We start from the raw sequence: 16180 nt of genomic DNA, 5'->3' as shown, positions 1-16180 counted from the left end.
GCACTGCTCCGCAGTCCTCCGTCGCGCGGATGCCGCGACGCCTACACGCCGAACACCCGTTCCACCACCGCACGCGCCCGCCGGGTGACCCGCAGGTAGTTGTCCAGGAACTCACCGCCGTCGTCGCTGGGCCAGCCCGCCACCCGCGCGACCGCCGACAACGTACGCCCGGGCCCGGGCAACTGATCGGAGGGTTTACCGCGGACCAGGACCAGCGCATTCCGCGCCGCCGTGGCGGTGATCCAGGACTGGCGCAGCAGTTCGGTGTCCTCGACATCGAGCAATTCGGTGCGCTGGATGACGTCGAGCGATTCCAGGGTCGAGGTGTTGTGCAGGGCCTCCACCTCGTGGGCGTGCCGCAGCTGCAGCAGTTGCACGGTCCATTCGATATCGGCCAATCCACCGCGCCCCAGCTTGGTGTGCGTGGCGGGGTCGGCGCCGCGGGGCAACCGTTCGGAATCCACTCGCGCCTTGATCCGGCGGATTTCCCGCACCGCCTCGGCCGAGACGCCGCCGGACGGGTAGCGCACCGGATCGATCGTATGCAGGAAACGCAGGCCCAGTCCTTCGTCGCCGGCGACCTGATGCGCCCGCAGCAGGGCCTGGACCTCCCACGGCTGGGCCCACTGCCGGTAGTAGGCGTCGTAGGCGGCGAGGGTCCGCACGAGCGGTCCGCTGCGACCCTCGGGCCGCAGCCCGGCGTCGACCTGCAGCGGCGGATCGGTGCTGGGCGCGCCGAGCAGCTTCTGCACCTGCTCGGCAATGCTGTTGGCCCACTTCACCGCGACATGTTCCTCCTCGCCGGGGCGGGGGTCGCAGACGAACAGCACATCGGCGTCCGAGCCGTAACCCAGTTCCATCCCGCCCAGCCGGCCCATCCCGATCACCGCGAAATCGGCGGGCGCGGGCGCACCCCGCTCGGCGACACTCGCCCTGATCACCGCCCGCAGCGCGGCTTCGAGCACCGCCACCCACACCGACGACAGCGCGACGCAGACCCGCGGGACATCGAGCAATCCCAGCAGATCCGCCGACGCCACCCGGGCCAGTTCGTGCCGGCGCAGCGAACGGGCCGTCGCCACAGCACGTTTCGGATCGTCGTAGCGGTCGGCGGCGGTGAGGATGCCGCCGGCAACCTCCGCGGGCTTCGGGCGCAACAGCAGCGGGCCCTCGGGTCCGTCGGCGAACATCCGGATGGTCTCGGGGGCGTTGATCAGCAGATCGGGCAGGTATGCCGAGGACCCCAGCACCATCATCAGCCGCTGCCCCACCGCACCCTCGTCGCGCAGCACCCGCAGGTACCAGTCCTGGTCGTTCAGGCCTTCCGACACCCGACGGTAGGCGAGCAGGCCGGCGTCGGGGTCGGGGGTGTCGCCGAGCCAGGCCAGCAGGGTCGGCAGCAGCAGTGCCTGGATCCGGCCCTTCCGCGACACTCCGCTGGTGAGTGCTCGCAGATGCCCCAGGGCGTGCTCGGGGTCGGCGTAACCGAGTGCGGCGAGCTGCCGGACGGCGGCCGCCGGGCCGAGCCGCAGCGCTTCCGAATCGATGCTGGCCACCGATTCCAGCAGCGGGCGGTAGAAGAGTTTGGTGTGCAGGCGCCGGATCCGGCCGGTGTGCCGGCGCAGTTCCACCCGCAGTACCCCGGCGGCGTCCCGTTGCCCGTCGGGGCGGATATGCGCGGCGCGCGCCAGCCAACGGATGCCCTCCTCGTCGTCGGCGGCGGGCAGCGTATGGGTGCGTTTGAGCCGCTGCAATTGCAGCCGATGTTCCAGCAGGCGCAGGAATTCGTAGGAGGCAGTCAGATTGGCGGCGTCCTCACGACCCACATACCCGCGCGCGGACAGCGCCGACAGCGCTTCCACGGTCCCCTGCACATGGAGTGCGGGGTCCACCCGGCCGTGCACGAGCTGCAGGAGCTGCACCGCGAATTCCACATCGCGCAGGCTGCCGCTCCCCAGTTTCAGCTCGCGGTCGCGCAGTTCCTCGGGGACCAGATCCTCCACCCGGCGCCGCATCGCCTGCACGTCGGGAACGAAATCCGGCCGTTCGGAGGCGGTCCACACCATGGCGTCGGTCGCGGCCCGGTACTGCTCCCCCAGTTCCAGATCGCCGGTCATCGGACGTGCCTTGAGCAGGGCCTGGAATTCCCAGGTCCGTGCCCAGCGCTGGTAGTAGGCCAGATGCGACTCGAGCGTGCGGACGAGGGCGCCGGCTTTCCCTTCGGGCCGCAGCGCGGCGTCCACCTCGAAGAACGCCGAACTGCCGACCGTCATCATCTCGGCGGCCAGCCGGGTGGCGGTGGCGTCGGCGGGCTCGGCGACGAACACGATATCGACGTCACTGACGTAGTTGAGCTCGCAGGCCCCGCTCTTACCCATGGCGATCACGGCCAGCCGGACCGGGCACGGTTCGTCGCGGCACACCCGGGCCACTGCGACCGCCAGCGCGGTGGTGAGTGCGGCGTCGGCGAGTGCCGTCAACTGGCGGCCCACCACCTCGTACGGGATGACGGGCTCGTTCTCCACGGTCGCGGCCAGGTCGACAGCGGCCAGCAGCATGAGCTGGTCGCGGTAGCGTTTGCGCAGCGCCGCCACCACTTCGGGCCCGGATTCGGTGGCCCGGAACAGCATCGGCGCGGCGTGCGGCCCCGATTCGGGTTCCGCGCCGACCACGGCGAGCAGATCGGCGATCAGCTCGTCACGGTCGGGCAGCTCGGCGCGGCGCAGCAGCGGCCAGGATCGCGGTTCGGCCACCAGATGGTCGCCGAACGCGGTCGAGGACCCGAGCAGCGCGAACAGCCGCCCGCGCAGCACGGTTTCGGCCCGGATCGCCGAATCCAGCTCGGCCCATTCGTCGCCCAGCGATTCCCGGACCCGGATCAGGGTGCTCAGCGCCAGGTCGGCGTCCGGGGCGCGGGAGAGCGCCCACAGCACGGCGATACTGTCGACGTTGTCCCAGCCGAGCGTGCGCAGTGAGTCGGCGGCCGCCGGGTCGAGTAATCCGAGGCGGCCGGCACCGGGGACGGCGGACCGGGCGGACGGGGGACGGACCATGAGCCCAAGTTACCCACTCCGCACCCGGAAGTGCGCCGTACCCCCGCGGGCTCAGAGGCCGAGGTACTCGCGCAGCTCGAACGGCGTCACCTGGGCCCGGTAATCCGCCCATTCCCGCCGCTTGTTGCGCAGGAAGAAATCGAAGACGTGCTCACCGAGTGTTTCGGCGACCAGTTCCGACCGTTCCATCGCGTACAGCGCCTCGTCCAGGGTGCCGGGCAGTTCCTTGAAGCCCATCGCCCGTCGTTCGGCGGCCGTGAGCGACCAGACGTCGTCCTCGGCCTCCGGCGGCAGCGTGTAGCCCTTCTCGACCCCGCGCAGACCGGCGGCCAGCAGGACCGCGAAGGTCAGATACGGGTTGCAGGCGGAATCAGGACTGCGGATCTCGACGCGCCGCGAGGACGATTTGTTCGGGGTGTACATGGGCACCCGGACCAGCGCGGACCGGTTGGACCGGCCCCACGAGGCCGCGGTCGGTGCCTCGCCACCGTGGATGAGCCGCTTGTAGGAGTTCACCCACTGGTTGGTGACGGCGCTGATCTCGTGGGCGTGTTCGAGGATGCCGGCGATGAAGGCGCGCGCGGTCGCGGACAGGTTGTTCGGGTCGTCCGGATCGGAGAACGCGTTCGCCTCGCCCTCGAACAGGCTCATATGCGTATGCATGGCCGAGCCCGGGTACTGCGAGAACGGCTTCGGCATGAAGGTCGCCCGCACACCCTCGTCGATGGCGACTTCCTTGATCAGGTACCGGAAGGTCATCACGTTGTCGGCCATCGACAGCGCGTCCGCGTACCGCAGATCGATCTCCTGCTGGCCGGGCGCGCCCTCGTGGTGGCTGAACTCCACCGAGATACCCATGGATTCGAGGGCGTCGATGGCGTGGCGCCGGAAGTTCGGGGCGGAATCGTGCACGGCCTGGTCGAAGAACCCGCCGGTATCGGCGGGCACCGGAGCGAGACCGTCGGCCTGGTTCTTCAGCAGGAAGAACTCGATCTCCGGGTGCACGTAGCAGCTGAACCCGACATCACCGGCCTTGTTGAGCTGGCGCCGCAGCACATGCCGCGGATCGGCCCAGGACGGCGAACCGTCGGGCATGGTGATATCGCAGAACATCCGGGCCGAATGCTGATGGCCCTTGCTGGACGCCCACGGCAGCACCTGGAAGGTGGACGGATCGGGCCGGGCTACCATATCGGCCTCGGAGATCCGCGCGAAACCTTCGATGGCCGAACCGTCGAAGCCGATGCCCTCCTCGAACGCCCCCTCGAGTTCGGCGGGCGCGATGGCGACGGACTTCAGATAGCCCAGCACGTCGGTGAACCAGAGACGTACGAAGCGGATGTCCCGCTCTTCGAGCGTCCGCAGCACGAATTCCTTCTGGCGATCCATGACCGCGAGAGTAGGCACCCGGCGTTAAATCTGTGTTACATGGCGTTCTGCGCTGTGTGTCGGGTCAGCAGCGCAGGCCCTCGGGCGGGGATTTCAGATCGATCAGATAGCTGATCACGGCGTCATCGACGCAGCTCGCGCCCCCGTTGAAAACGATCGTGTGACTATCGCCCTCATGGGTGATCAGGGCCGCACCGAGCTGCCCGGCCAGGTCGACACCCGCCTGATAGGGCGTGGCCGGATCACCGGTGGTCGACACGACCACGGTCTCCGGCAGCCCAGGCGCGGAGATCTCGTGCGGTTGGCTGGTGCTGGGTACCGGCCACCCCGCGCACAGCTCCAGCGGCGCGGCACCGGTCCCGCGGCCGTCGTCGAGGAAGGGCGCCGCCGCACGGTATTCGGTGTCCTGCCGGCCGGCCACCGCCCGGTCGGTGACCCGCGGATCGTCCACACAGCGGATCGCGTTGAAGGCATCGGTCAGGTTGCTGTAGGTGCCGTCGTCGCGACGGCCGTTGTACAGGTCGGCGAGCTGCAGCAGCGTATCCCCGCGACCCTGCTCGAGTTCGGTGAGCCCGACGGTGAGCACCGGCCAGAAATCGGCGCTGTAGAGGGTCTGCTGGACGCCGGTGATCGCATCGCTGTAGCTGAGGCCGCGGGGGTCGGTGGTGGCTGCCGAGTTGTCCCACAGCGGGTCCACCAGGGCCCGGAAACGGGGGATCACCTGCTTCGGGTCGGTACCGAGCGGGCAGTCCGGTGAGCGCACACAGTCCGCGGCGTAGGCGTCGAAGGCCTGCTGGAACCCGGCGGCCTGGCGCAGCGATTCGGCCACCGGATCCTGGGCCGGATCGATCGCACCGTCGAGCACCATCGCGCGCACGTTCCCCGGATACTTCTCCGCGTACGCCGCGCCGAGCCGGGTGCCGTAGGAGTAACCGAGATAGTTGAGCTTCGGATCGCCGAGGACCGCCCGGATGATGTCCATATCCTGGACGACTTCGCGGGTCCCGATATGCGCGAGCAACTCGGCCCCGGTACGCGCCATGCAGTTGTCGGCGTATTCGCCGTTCTCGGCCTCGTCGGCGGCGATCCCCTCGGGTGTGTTCGGCTCCGGCGGTTCGGCCCGTTCGGCGTCGGCTTCCTGCGGGGTCAGGCAGGCCACGGCCGGTGTGGAGGCGCCGACACCGCGCGGATCGAAGCCCACCCGGTCGAACCGCTCCGCCACGGGGGTCCCGCCGCCGATCGCGACGGTGGACAGCCCCGACATCCCCGGCCCGCCGGGGTTGAGCAGCAACGACCCGATCGGCTCGCCGGTGGCCCGCAGCCGGGACAGGGCCAGTTGCGCGGTCGGGCCGTCGGGGTCGGCGTAGTCGATGGGTACCTCGATCCGGGCGCACTGCGCGGCGGGCGGTAACGCCTCCCCCGGCGCGGCGTAGCCGGCACAGGACTCCCAGGCCGGGACCTGACTGTAGAAGCGGCTCAGTTCCGCGGGGACCGGGGCCGGGGCCGCCACCGGGTCGCCTCGGTCGTCCGCGCATCCCACGACGCAGACCACCACTGCCGCCAGCACACCCGCCAGCACACCACACCCGCTCCGCACCGCCGCCATGCTAGCGCTACCAGGGCCGACTCCCCGGTATGTGACCAACTGCACCAGGTCGCGGGCTTAGTTCCGGCTCGGGCGCGGGTGCACACTGGAAGACGTCAACCGAACCCGGGGACCCGGCCAGGGCCTCGAGGAGACGAAAGGGACGATGATGTCCGAAACATCAGGCATGTCCGATTCCGCAACGGAGACCCCCGCCTACGGCGCCACCGGCTCCGCGAAACCGGTCCGGCGGCCGACCCGCGTCCAGCATCTGCAGCAGATGAAGGCGACGGGCGAGCGCTGGGCCATGCTCACCGCCTACGACTACTCCACCGCGCGCCTCTTCGAAGAGGCCGGTATCCCGGTCCTGCTGATCGGAGATTCGGCCGCGAATGTGGTGTACGGCTACGACACCACCGTTCCGATCACCGTCGACGAGCTGATTCCGCTGGTCCGCGGCGTGGTGCGCGGCGCCCCGCATGCCCTGGTGGTGGCGGATCTGCCGTTCGGCACCTATGAAGGCTCCCCCGAACAGGCCCTCGCGACCGCCACCCGGTTCATGAAGGAGGGCGGCGCGCACGCGGTGAAACTGGAGGGCGGCGAACGTGTCGCCGACCAGATCGCGCTGCTCACCGCCGCCGGTATCCCGGTCATGGCGCATATCGGCTTCACCCCGCAGAGCGTGAACACCCTCGGCGGCTTCCGCGTGCAGGGCCGCGGTGCGGGCGCCGAGGGCCTGCTCACCGACGCGATCGCGGTCCAGGCGGCGGGCGCGTTCTCGGTGGTGATGGAGATGGTGCCGGCCGAGGTCGCCGGGCAGGTCACCCGCAAGCTCACCATCCCGACAGTCGGTATCGGCGCCGGTGCCGAGTGCGACGCCCAGGTGCTGGTCTGGCAGGACATGGCCGGGTACACCAGCGGGAAGACCGCGAAGTTCGTGAAGCAGTTCGCCGCGGTCGGTGACGAGCTGCGCACGGCGGCCGCCACCTACGCCGACGAAGTACGCCGCGGCACGTTCCCGGGTCCCGAGCACAGCTTCTGAGCCCGCCCCCGCGCCGGAGCGGCTTCTCGCTCCGGCGCGGGATGGCAAACTCGAAGTCGACTGTTTCGACTCGAGTGCAGAGGTACTGATGCGGCAACGCTCTTGGACAACCGCTACGACAGCACGGGGCGCCCTCATGGTGGCGGGAGTGTGCGGGGCGGTGCTGCTCACCGCCTGCGGGGGTGTACAGACCGGTTCCGGGACACCGGCCTCCTCCGAAGCTTCCACCACCACCTCGGCCACGACCTCCGAGCCGACCGGCACCAGCGCCGCACCCGCCGAGATCGAGGTCACCGACAAGGCCGCGCAGAACCTGTGCGACATGATGCGGCCGGAGCTGCCGAACTGGCGCGTCCAGGGTCCGACAGTGGGCCGTATCGGTCTCAACCTGATGGCCCACGAATGGGCCTTCACCAACGGTGTGGGCAACGGCCAGATCCTTGCCGACAAGGCCGTCGTCGACCGCGTCACCACCGAAGCCTGCCCGGATGTCCGGACCCAGGCCATCGAAGCGCTGGAACTGCCCGACCTGGCCTCCGGACTGGCGTCGCTGTGATGCGCCCGCTCTACCCGCCGATCGAACCGTACGACCACGGCTTGCTCGAGGTCGGCGACGGCCAGTCGATCTACTGGGAATCCAGCGGGAACCCGGACGGAAAACCCGCGGTGTTCCTGCACGGCGGTCCGGGCGGCGGAACGTCCGAACTGAACCGCCGTTACTTCGATCCGGAGCGCTACCGGATCGTGCTGCTGGATCAGCGCGGCTGCGGAAAATCCACCCCGCATATCGCCGAGGGCGCCGATCTGTCGGTGAACACCACCGCGCACCTGATCGCCGATATCGAGGCGGTACGGACCGAACTCGGTATCGACCGGTGGCTCGTCTTCGGCGGCTCCTGGGGGTCGACGTTATCGCTGGCCTATGCGCAGCAGTATCCCGAACGGGTCACCGAACTGGTACTGCGCGGGATATTCCTGCTGCGCCGCAAGGAAATCGACTGGTACTACAACGGCAGCGCCGGTTATGTGTATCCGGACGAATGGGAGAAATTCCTCGCCCCGGTGCCGATGGCCGAACGCGACGGCGACCTGGTCGAGGCCTATCACCGGCTGCTGCATTCCGCGGACCCCGAGGTCGCGACCGCGGCCGCGATCGCCTGGTCCACCTGGGAGGGCGCCACCAGTTCCCTGCGCCCGGACCCGCAGCGCGTGGCCGACAGCGGCGATCCCCGCTTCGCGCTCGCCTTCGCCCGGATCGAGAACCACTATTTCCGCCACGCCGGTTTTCTCGACGAGGGACAGCTGCTGCGCGATATCGCTGCCATCACCGATATTCCGGGGGTCATCGTGCAGGGCCGGCACGATATCGTCTGCCCGGCCGTGAGCGCCTGGGATCTGCACCGGGCCTGGCCGCAGTCACGTCTGCACATCGTCGACGACGCCGGCCATTCGGCCACCGAACCCGGGATAATCCATCACCTCGTCGAGGCGACCGACACTTTCGCGGCAGTACGGCCATGAGCAAGAAACCCCCGACCGCCGGGGCCGCACTCACCGCGGCCCTCCGCGACGATATCGAACGATTGATCGACGCCGAACCGGAAGTCCGTGCCGATACCGAGGATTCGGTGCATCAGATGCGGGTCGCGACCCGGCGGCTGCGCAGTGTGCTGCGCTCCTACAAACGGCTGCTCGACCCCGACGCGGCGAACCGGATCCGCACCGAACTCGCCTGGCTCGCCGCCATCCTGGGCGTTGCCCGGGACGCGGAGGTCCGCGGTGCGCGTTTTGCGGCCCTGCTGGATCGCTACGCCGAACCGGACTGTGCCGCACTGAAACCCACGCGCAAACGGCTGGTGCGCGCCGAGCGGGCCCGGTACGCGGCCGCGCATGCCGATATCCTCGCCGCCTTGGACAGCAAACGGTATCGGGCAGTGCGACGCGAACTGAAAACGTGGCGCACCGATCCCCCGCTGATCGAATCGGCGAGCCACACCCCGGCCGCCGAGGTGTTCGACCAGGTATTGCGCGCCGACCGCAAACGGGTGCGGCGCCTCGTCCGTGCCGAACCGACCGCGGCACCGGCCGACCGGGTCGAACTACTGCACGATATCCGCAAGAGCGCCAAGCGATTACGGTATTCCTGCGAGGCGGCGGCACCGGCAGTGGGCGAGACCGCCGCGGATCTGGGCAAGCGGGCCAAACAGCTGCAGACCGTACTCGGCGATCACCGTGACGCGGTCGAATCGTACGACGCGCTACGGGCCCGCGCCGCCGAGGCACACGCCGCGGGTGAGAGCACCGCGCTGTACGAAACCCTGGCCGACGCCGAGGACACCGCGGCCGGACGCTGCCTGGCTCGATATCCGGCGGCCGCCGCGGCCATCGATAAAGCCTGAACCGTTCGTCACGGATCTACTCCGGCAATACGGACGGCTCGGGCCGGTACCGAGTTCCGATACCGGCCCGAGCCGCGAAAAGCTGTGCGCGCGTTTACTGCAACGCCAGCATCGACCCGCTCAGTTCGTGCAACGGCCCGAATACGGTGAAAACCACCCGCCCGTTCGGATGAGCCGAGGACACCGCCGCGGCCGCATCCAGCGCCAGACCGAACGACGGCGCCGACGGATGCGGGATGGCCGCGAGGGCATGCCCGAAATTACTGTTGTGCACCCAGCGGGTGTCCGCGGGACTGAGGTCCACCCGCACCCCACCGGGCAGTGGTTGCACCGCGACCGCACCGGCCGAACCGGCGCCCACGGTAGCGAGAACAGATGCGGCCCCGGCGATAAAAGCTCCGGTTGCCAAGGTACGTGCTACCCGCATATGCGTTGTGACCTGTCTTTGAGTGGTATGAATCGGCTCGACCGGGCACAGCCGCGCCAGGCGAGCCTGCCGACGCGCATACCTTATGACGCCGATCACCTTTTATGCCACCTCTGCACGAATTCTGTGCGATAAGTACTTCGGCACCGGACGACTGCTACTGTGGCGGACCGTAAGCGTTCGACGAATCCGAGTTGGAGTTCCTCACGTATGTCCACTCTTATCTATGACTATCTGCTCCCCATCCTCGGCCCGCAGCAGGCCACCGCGCTGGCGCAGATGTTCGTCATCGGTCCCTCGGCCTGAGTTGCCGCTGGATGAACATCGTCCCCCGCCCGGCGGGGGGCGGTGTCCATCTCGTGGAGTTACTATCCGGCCGTGAAAAGACCGTTCGTCCTGCTTCCCGCCGCCCTCGCCGTTCTCGCTGTCGCCGCGACCGCCTGCCAGAGCGAAAGCGCGGCGCCCGACACCGCCGCGACCGCCACCTCGGCCGCCGCGAACCCCGATACCGCGAAGATCGACCAGGTGAAGGCCGGTTCTTTCGTGATCGGCTTCCGCGGTGCTTTCCCGGGCCTGGCCGAGGGCAGGGACGACGCCGCGATCACGGGCCTCTTCACCGAGACCTGCGCCGATATCCGCTCCGGGACGCCGGAGGACGAAGCGACCACCGCGCTGACCGAACGCCTCGGCACGAACGGTACCGCTGCCACTCCGCAGGAAGCCCAGGCCGTCTATCAGATGGTCGCGGCCCTGTGCGGGCAGCAGTGACCACGGACTTTCCGGGTCACGCGGTGTCTCCGGCTGCAGGGTCGAAGAACTCGGCCGCGTAGCGCGCCGCCCACTCCGTGAAGGTCGTCGCCGGCCGTCCCAGGATCTCCGCGGCGACCTGGTTCGGCAGCGCGGTGTGCTCGTCCAGCCCGATCAGGACGTTGTCGACATACCAGACCGCGGTATCACCCATGGTGGGAGTGAGTGCCCGGATCGTTTCCGCGCGATCGGCCCGCACGAACTCGATCTCGCGCCCGAGCGCCGTGGCCAGTCCGGCCACCAGCTGGGCCCGGCTCAGTTTCTCCGGTCCGGTCAGCGAGTAGGCCCGGCCGAGATGGTCGTCGCTCGTCAGCGCGACAGCGGCCACGGCCGCGATATCGTCCATCGCGATCGGGGTGCTCCCGGCGTCGGGATCGGGTTCGCGGACCGCGCCCGTCTCCCGGATCTGCCGCGCCCAGATACCGGTGTTCTCCATGAAATCCCCGGGCCACAGGTGGGTCCAATCCGGGCCGCTCGCCTCCACCGCGGTCGCGATCGAACCCCACCAGCTCTCCGGTTCACCGGACAGGTCGACGATATGCCGGACCCCGGCGGCGCGGGTGAGCGCCAGCACCTCGTCCACGGTGTCCGGCACCGGCGCCAGGTACATCCGCTCCACTCCCTGCAGTGCGCCGGCCAGGGTTTCGGGTCTGCGCACCCACCCGCGCACAACCTCGACTTCGTCCGGGAGCGCTGCCTTCACCGGGTCGACGGTCAAGGCGCGGATTCCCTTCGTGCCCCGGGCCAGTAGTTCATCGACGACTTTCCGGCCGATATTGCCGGTGGCACCGGTAACCAGAATCGTCATCCATTCCCCTCCGCCACGATGAGGCACGCTACGCGCATCATTCGGTCGGCGCGGGTGGACGGTCGTGGTGCGCACGCCGGTGGGAGTCCTGGACCGCTGGACGACGAGAACCGAAGTTCCCGGCAGGATTCGAACCTGCGTCTCCGCCGTGAAAGGGCGATAACCGGCACTGCTCCGGCCCGCCCACCTTGACGTGCCGACGCGGTGACTCTAATGCGCCCGGGTTCGGGTGTCCAACCCCCTACTTTTTGGGACACCCCGGGCCGTAACCCCCGTTTCCGCGGACCCGATAAGGCAGGCAACCCATCGTTGCACCGCACACCGCACCGACCGGGCATACGACCGCAGGTGGGCTTGCCACGCGCACCGCGGTCATCCGAAAACCGCCCTGCCCCAACCGGAGCCGACGTTCCGGGGAAGGCTCAGCCCGAGGAAGTTCCGATGAGCTATATCGACATCCTGATCCGTCTCCACAGCGCGGACCACCGGATCCTCATGAACCGAGCAGCCGTGAAAGGGCGCACCGTATCGGAATTGGCGGGCGAGGTGTTGTCGGCGGGTATCCGCAACCGGGCCACGGAAGCCCGCGAATCCGCCTGGGACGAATACCGCACGAGATGCCGGATCGACGCCGACCAGGTGGGCGTGGTGCGGGCGGCCTTCATCGCGGGCTGGGAGAACTCCCACGGCCGAGTCGAGAAGCCCGCGCGCCGGCCGCGGCCCACCGGTACACCCGAACCGGCGGGCACCATCGCCGCCACCACCCGCGGCAACAGTTCTGTCCGGACCGCGGCCCACACGCCCCGGCCCGCACCGGTTCGGTGACGGGCCGACCGGCCCGGAGCGGATGAGCCGGCCTCTAAGCCGGATCCTGTCCCCGGTTCGCACCGGGTGGCGGCCATCCATCTGGGCACACCGTCGCCGGGTACCTCGAGCGGTCCACCCGCAGGCTCGGGCGAGCAGCCCTCGGACACCTGCGCAACCGCACCGGTGGTGCGGCCTTCGACCTTGCTCCGGGCGGGGTTTACCGAGCCGCCCCGGTCACCCGGGGCGCTGGTGCGCTCTTACCGCACCGTTTCACCCTTACCGCGCGACCCTTGCGGGCCGCGGGCGGTCTGTTTTCTGTGGCACTGTCCCGCGGGTCGCCCCGGGTTGCCGTTAGCAACCGCCCTGCTCTGTGGAGTCCGGACTTTCCTCGACATCGGGCGAGACACCGTTCGGTGTCCGTTCCCGGCGCCGCGACCGCCCGGCCGGCTCATCCGTCGCACAGAATACCCGGGTGGATACCGAGTTCACGGCCCGGCATCCCGTGGGCGGTGGCCGGACGGATTCCGCTCGTCCGGACGCCGCGGCCGCCCGGCGCCCCACCGCGGCGTCCGTGCCCAGCCGGACTGACAATCCCCGCGAAACAACAACTCGGTACCGTCACTGATCATGGAGCGTGTCGAGGTGGGCTTCCCGTCGGGAGGTCAGAAATGTGCCGGCTGGTTGTACCTACCGGCCGGTCCGCCCAAGCCCCGCCCCATCGTCGTGATGGGACACGGGTTGGGGGCGAATCGGGAAATGGGATTGGATCGATTCGCGCGGCGGTTCGCCGCGGCGGGGATGGGGGTGCTGGTCTTCGATTACCGGCATTTCGGTAACAGCGACGGAGAACCGCGGCAGGTGGTCAATATTGCGCGGCAGCGCGAGGATTGGACCGCCGCCATCGCCTACGCGAGAACACTGCGCGGTTTCGACGCCACGCGGATCGCGCTGTGGGGGACGTCGCTCGGCGGCGGCCACGTCCTGGCGGTGGCGCCGGACGATGCCTATATCGCGGCGGTCGTCGCGCAGGTGCCGTTCGTCAGCGGAATATCGTCGGCGCTGGCGAAGGGACCGATCAGCTTGGTGAAGGTCACCACGCTGGCGATCACGGATGTGCTGTTCGGCACCATATTCCGCAAACCGGTGCAGATCCGCCTGGCCGGGCGCAAACGGGCGACGGCGATGCTGACCGGCACGGACGTCCCCGCAGGGTTCGGCCGGCTGGCCGAGGAGAGCCCGGCCTACCGGCCGAAGGTCCCCGCGCGCGCGGGTTTCCCGCTGCTGTTCGCCCGCCCCGGCCGGCACGCGAAAGAACTGAAGATGCCGGTGCTGTACGCCCTGTGCGACAAGGATTCGATCAACCCGGCGAAACCGGCCCTGCGAGCCGCCGGCAAAACGAAACATTCCGTGGTGAAGCGTTACCCCGCCGGGCATTTCGATATCTATTTCGACGATGTCTTCGAACAGGCCGTATACGACCAGACCGAATTCCTGACCTCGGTACTGCGGCCGTGACGAGCGCCGCGGTACCGGACAACTGCGCCGATCCGGTACCGCGGCATCAGTGCGGGCGGCTGGTTACCGGCCCGCACCAGCTCATTTCACGAGCGACAGGTTGATCGGATACTTGTATTCCTGACCCTTGTTGGCCGCGATTCCGGCCAGGATCGAGAAGACAATGCCCGCGATCCAGACGACCGGGAACAGCAGCAGTCCGATCAGGACGATGATCAGCACGGACGACACCAGCAGGCTGATCGTCAGGAGGATGTGGAAGTTCAGCGCGTGCACCGCATGCCGGCGGACGAACTCGTCGCGGTCCTTGTACATCACCCACACGATGAGCGGGGCGATGAAACCGAGCACGATACCGCCCAGATGCGCCAGCATGGCCCAGGTCCTGGCATCGGAGGGCGCAACCGGGGCGCCGTAGGGCTGCTGTGGTGCCCCGTAGGGCGGCTGAGCGGGGGGACCGTAAGGCTGCTGCGGCGCACCGTACTGCGGTTGCGCGCCGAAATCCGGCTGCGACGGGTATTGCTGAGGCGAGGCGGGCTGACCTTTGGCCGGGTCATAGGGCGGCTGAGGAGCGGTCATCACATTCCAAACTGACTGGTAACAGGACGTTTCAGACAATAGAGCGGTTCCGGGCGCCACGGGAGTGGCAAATTCCCACACCTAGGTGAATTGTGCGGCGAGTACTCTGGATGCCAGTATCGGCCGGTTCGACGGCCGGTCCCGGCGATGGCCCGGATGCGCCGCGAAGCATCCCGCGTATGAATCATTGCACCGGAATGCGGGCCACCGCACCGAATCTGTTCTGCGGGAAGGGTTTTCCCGCCCACCGATGAGCGCCCCGCGCGTGCGGTCCCGCCCCGATCTGCGGCGGCAGCGCAGGCAGCGGGCGCACGGCTGCTGGAATCATCTGATCGTCGCACCGCTGTGGCCCAAACACGGCGTCAATCTCGGCACCATGCTGCGCACCTGCGATGCGGTCGGCGCCTGTCTGGCGGTACCGCGCCGGCCCTGGGTGCCCGACGCGCTGGCCCAGGGAAATACGCTGCGGCGCCGCCAGTGCGTGCATTGGATCGACGGACGGGTCGACACATGGCTGGACCGGCAGCGCGCCGGCGGCTCGGCGGTGATCGGCGTGGAACTCACCGACGAATCGATCCGGCTGGCCGATCTCCCGGCGGCCCGGCGCCGGACCGTCATCGTCCTCGGGCACGAATCGGACGGTATCCCGCCCGAGGGGCTCGAACGCGTCGATCTGACGGTGGAGATCCCGATGGTCGGCACCGGCCACAGCCTCAATGTCGCGGTGGCCGGAAGCCTGGTGCTCTACAAACTGGCCGGGCTCAGTTGATCGAGCACACAGTGCTGAGCTGATCGAGCACACCGGGCCGACCAGCACTGTCCGATCGGCACAGCAATACCGGAGAGATCTTGTACCGGCACCCTCTCGCTCCCCGCCCGCACACGTTGTTAGATGGCGTAAGGACTATCGCCCACAGGAGAGGACTTCGAACGCATGGCCGAGAGGATCGCAGTGGTATCCGGCGCCGCCCGGGGAATCGGGGCCGCCATCGCCAAACGGCTGGCCTCCGACGGGATGAAGGTCGGCGTACTCGACCTCGACGAAGCCGCGTGCGCCGACACCGTCTCGGCGATCACCGGCGCCGGCGGGCAGGCGCTCGCGCTGGGCGCGGATGTCAGCAAGGAAGATTCGGTGAACGCCGCGGTGGAGCGGCTGGCCGGCGAACTGGGACAGCCCACCGTCGTGGTCAACAACGCCGGCGTCCTGCGCGACAACCTGCTGTTCAAGATGAGCGTCGACGACTGGGACACGGTCCTGGGCGTGCACCTGCGCGGCGCCTTCCTGCTGACCAAGGCCGCCCAGAAGTACATGGTCGAGCAGAAATGGGGCCGCATCGTCAACATGTCCAGCACCTCGGCGCTGGGCAACCGCGGCCAGGTCAACTACTCCGCCGCCAAGGCCGGTATGCAGGGCTTCACCAAGACCCTGGCCTTCGAGCTCGGCAAGTACGGCGTCACCGCCAACGCGATCGCGCCCGGTTTCATCGTCACGGATATGACCGCCGCGACCGCTTCCCGCGTGGGCGTCGACTTCGACGACTTCCAGAAGGCCGCCGCGTCACAGATCCCGGTGAACCGTGTCGGCCAGCCCGAGGATATCGCGCATACCGCGTCATTCCTGGTGAGCGAAGGCGCGGGCTTCGTCTCGGGCCAGGTCATCTACGTGGCCGGCGGCCCGCGCGACTGAGCACGACGGCGGGATGGTCCCGGCATCCGGGCCATCCCGCCACTCCCCGGATCCGGCGGAGGTACGGGCACTGGACTGCGCC

Annotated in this window: 15 protein-coding genes, 1 tRNA gene and 1 other RNA gene; 9 read left to right on the top strand and 8 right to left on the bottom strand. The window is 68.8% G+C overall.

Going from position 1 to position 16180, the window contains the following annotated elements:
• Positions 1-41 precede the first annotated feature (41 nt).
• The 3 genes from ACIA75_RS11445 to ACIA75_RS11435 all read right to left on the bottom strand — a co-directional run bounded on the left by ACIA75_RS11445 (position 42) and on the right by ACIA75_RS11435 (position 6048).
• Positions 42-3053, bottom strand: coding sequence for a bifunctional [glutamine synthetase] adenylyltransferase/[glutamine synthetase]-adenylyl-L-tyrosine phosphorylase (locus ACIA75_RS11445; protein WP_397102602.1), 3012 nt, complete (start codon positions 3051-3053; stop codon positions 42-44).
• A gap of 51 nt (positions 3054-3104) precedes the next feature.
• On the bottom strand, positions 3105-4442 hold the full coding sequence (gene glnA, locus ACIA75_RS11440) for a type I glutamate--ammonia ligase (RefSeq protein ID WP_397102600.1): 1338 nt from the start codon (positions 4440-4442) through the stop codon (positions 3105-3107).
• 64 nt (positions 4443-4506) lie between these two features.
• On the bottom strand, positions 4507-6048 hold the full coding sequence (locus tag ACIA75_RS11435) for an alpha/beta hydrolase (RefSeq protein ID WP_397102598.1): 1542 nt from the start codon (positions 6046-6048) through the stop codon (positions 4507-4509).
• 166 nt (positions 6049-6214) lie between these two features.
• Here ACIA75_RS11435 and panB point away from each other — a divergent pair, with 166 nt between their 5' ends.
• From panB to ACIA75_RS11415, 4 genes are all read left to right on the top strand, one after another.
• Entirely contained in the window at positions 6215-7069 is an 855-nt protein-coding gene (gene panB, locus ACIA75_RS11430; RefSeq protein WP_397102596.1) for a 3-methyl-2-oxobutanoate hydroxymethyltransferase, read from the top strand.
• Positions 7070-7157: 88 nt separating this feature from the next.
• On the top strand, positions 7158-7625 hold the full coding sequence (locus ACIA75_RS11425) for a hypothetical protein (protein WP_397102593.1): 468 nt from the start codon (positions 7158-7160) through the stop codon (positions 7623-7625).
• Positions 7625-8590, top strand: coding sequence for a prolyl aminopeptidase (pip, locus tag ACIA75_RS11420; protein ID WP_397102591.1), 966 nt, complete (start codon positions 7625-7627; stop codon positions 8588-8590). Before ACIA75_RS11425 ends, pip begins: the two co-directional genes overlap by 1 nt.
• A complete protein-coding gene (locus ACIA75_RS11415; RefSeq protein WP_397102589.1) occupies positions 8587-9468 on the top strand; it encodes a CHAD domain-containing protein in 882 nt (293 codons plus the stop codon). The genes pip and ACIA75_RS11415 overlap by 4 nt, the downstream gene beginning before the upstream one ends.
• Before the next feature lie 94 nt (positions 9469-9562).
• Here ACIA75_RS11415 and ACIA75_RS11410 read toward each other — a convergent pair whose 3' ends face one another.
• Positions 9563-9895, bottom strand: coding sequence for a hypothetical protein (locus ACIA75_RS11410; protein WP_397102587.1), 333 nt, complete (start codon positions 9893-9895; stop codon positions 9563-9565).
• 378 nt (positions 9896-10273) lie between these two features.
• Here ACIA75_RS11410 and ACIA75_RS11405 point away from each other — a divergent pair, with 378 nt between their 5' ends.
• Positions 10274-10663: a hypothetical protein gene (locus tag ACIA75_RS11405; RefSeq protein ID WP_397102584.1), complete on the top strand. Its 390-nt coding sequence runs from the start codon at positions 10274-10276 to the stop codon at positions 10661-10663.
• Positions 10664-10679: 16 nt separating this feature from the next.
• Here the strand turns inward: ACIA75_RS11405 and ACIA75_RS11400 are convergent, their stop codons facing one another.
• Positions 10680-11510 carry an NAD(P)H-binding protein gene (locus tag ACIA75_RS11400; RefSeq protein WP_397102581.1) on the bottom strand — a complete coding sequence of 277 codons (831 nt, stop codon included), beginning with the start codon at positions 11508-11510 and terminating at the stop codon, positions 10680-10682.
• A gap of 117 nt (positions 11511-11627) precedes the next feature.
• Positions 11628-11686 (bottom strand) — tRNA-OTHER (locus tag ACIA75_RS11395).
• 265 nt (positions 11687-11951) lie between these two features.
• On the opposite strand from ACIA75_RS11395, the gene ACIA75_RS11390 reads away from it, so the two are divergent.
• Entirely contained in the window at positions 11952-12335 is a 384-nt protein-coding gene (locus tag ACIA75_RS11390) for a hypothetical protein (RefSeq protein WP_397102579.1), read from the top strand.
• Between the two features lie 19 nt (positions 12336-12354).
• On the opposite strand, the gene rnpB is transcribed toward ACIA75_RS11390, so the two are convergent.
• Positions 12355-12768, bottom strand: an RNA gene (gene rnpB / locus ACIA75_RS11385) — RNase P RNA component class A.
• A gap of 176 nt (positions 12769-12944) precedes the next feature.
• On the opposite strand from rnpB, the gene ACIA75_RS11380 reads away from it, so the two are divergent.
• Positions 12945-13832, top strand: coding sequence for an alpha/beta hydrolase (locus ACIA75_RS11380; protein WP_397102576.1), 888 nt, complete (start codon positions 12945-12947; stop codon positions 13830-13832).
• 81 nt (positions 13833-13913) lie between these two features.
• On the opposite strand, the gene ACIA75_RS11375 is transcribed toward ACIA75_RS11380, so the two are convergent.
• Positions 13914-14411, bottom strand: a complete 498-nt coding sequence (locus ACIA75_RS11375) for a DUF4870 domain-containing protein (RefSeq protein WP_397102573.1) — start codon at positions 14409-14411, stop codon at positions 13914-13916.
• Between the two features lie 250 nt (positions 14412-14661).
• On the opposite strand from ACIA75_RS11375, the gene ACIA75_RS11370 reads away from it, so the two are divergent.
• On the top strand, positions 14662-15180 hold the full coding sequence (locus ACIA75_RS11370) for a TrmH family RNA methyltransferase (RefSeq protein ID WP_397102571.1): 519 nt from the start codon (positions 14662-14664) through the stop codon (positions 15178-15180).
• 165 nt (positions 15181-15345) lie between these two features.
• The gene (gene fabG, locus ACIA75_RS11365; RefSeq protein ID WP_397102568.1) at positions 15346-16098 is read left to right on the top strand and encodes a 3-oxoacyl-ACP reductase FabG; all 753 of its coding nucleotides are present in this window, start codon (positions 15346-15348) and stop codon (positions 16096-16098) included.
• Positions 16099-16180: the final 82 nt, after the last annotated feature.

Source organism: Nocardia sp. NPDC051750 (assembly GCF_044453135.1).
GTDB lineage: Bacteria > Actinomycetota > Actinomycetes > Mycobacteriales > Mycobacteriaceae > Nocardia.
Note: the sequence above shows the minus strand (reverse complement) of the source record. Positions and strands in the feature narration are given on the sequence as shown.

Coding starts and splice junctions, on each gene's coding strand:
- ACIA75_RS11425 (WP_397102593.1), top strand. CDS start 7,158: ATGCGGCAACGCTCTTGGACAACCGCTACGACAGCACGGGGCGCCCTC.
- fabG (WP_397102568.1), top strand. CDS start 15,346: ATGGCCGAGAGGATCGCAGTGGTATCCGGCGCCGCCCGGGGAATCGGG.
- ACIA75_RS11390 (WP_397102579.1), top strand. CDS start 11,952: ATGAGCTATATCGACATCCTGATCCGTCTCCACAGCGCGGACCACCGG.
- ACIA75_RS11410 (WP_397102587.1), bottom strand. CDS start 9,895: ATGCGGGTAGCACGTACCTTGGCAACCGGAGCTTTTATCGCCGGGGCC.
- ACIA75_RS11370 (WP_397102571.1), top strand. CDS start 14,662: ATGAGCGCCCCGCGCGTGCGGTCCCGCCCCGATCTGCGGCGGCAGCGC.
- pip (WP_397102591.1), top strand. CDS start 7,625: ATGCGCCCGCTCTACCCGCCGATCGAACCGTACGACCACGGCTTGCTC.
- ACIA75_RS11435 (WP_397102598.1), bottom strand. CDS start 6,048: ATGGCGGCGGTGCGGAGCGGGTGTGGTGTGCTGGCGGGTGTGCTGGCG.
- ACIA75_RS11415 (WP_397102589.1), top strand. CDS start 8,587: ATGAGCAAGAAACCCCCGACCGCCGGGGCCGCACTCACCGCGGCCCTC.
- ACIA75_RS11400 (WP_397102581.1), bottom strand. CDS start 11,510: ATGACGATTCTGGTTACCGGTGCCACCGGCAATATCGGCCGGAAAGTC.
- ACIA75_RS11380 (WP_397102576.1), top strand. CDS start 12,945: ATGGAGCGTGTCGAGGTGGGCTTCCCGTCGGGAGGTCAGAAATGTGCC.
- glnA (WP_397102600.1), bottom strand. CDS start 4,442: ATGGATCGCCAGAAGGAATTCGTGCTGCGGACGCTCGAAGAGCGGGAC.
- ACIA75_RS11375 (WP_397102573.1), bottom strand. CDS start 14,411: ATGACCGCTCCTCAGCCGCCCTATGACCCGGCCAAAGGTCAGCCCGCC.
- panB (WP_397102596.1), top strand. CDS start 6,215: ATGTCCGATTCCGCAACGGAGACCCCCGCCTACGGCGCCACCGGCTCC.
- ACIA75_RS11445 (WP_397102602.1), bottom strand. CDS start 3,053: ATGGTCCGTCCCCCGTCCGCCCGGTCCGCCGTCCCCGGTGCCGGCCGC.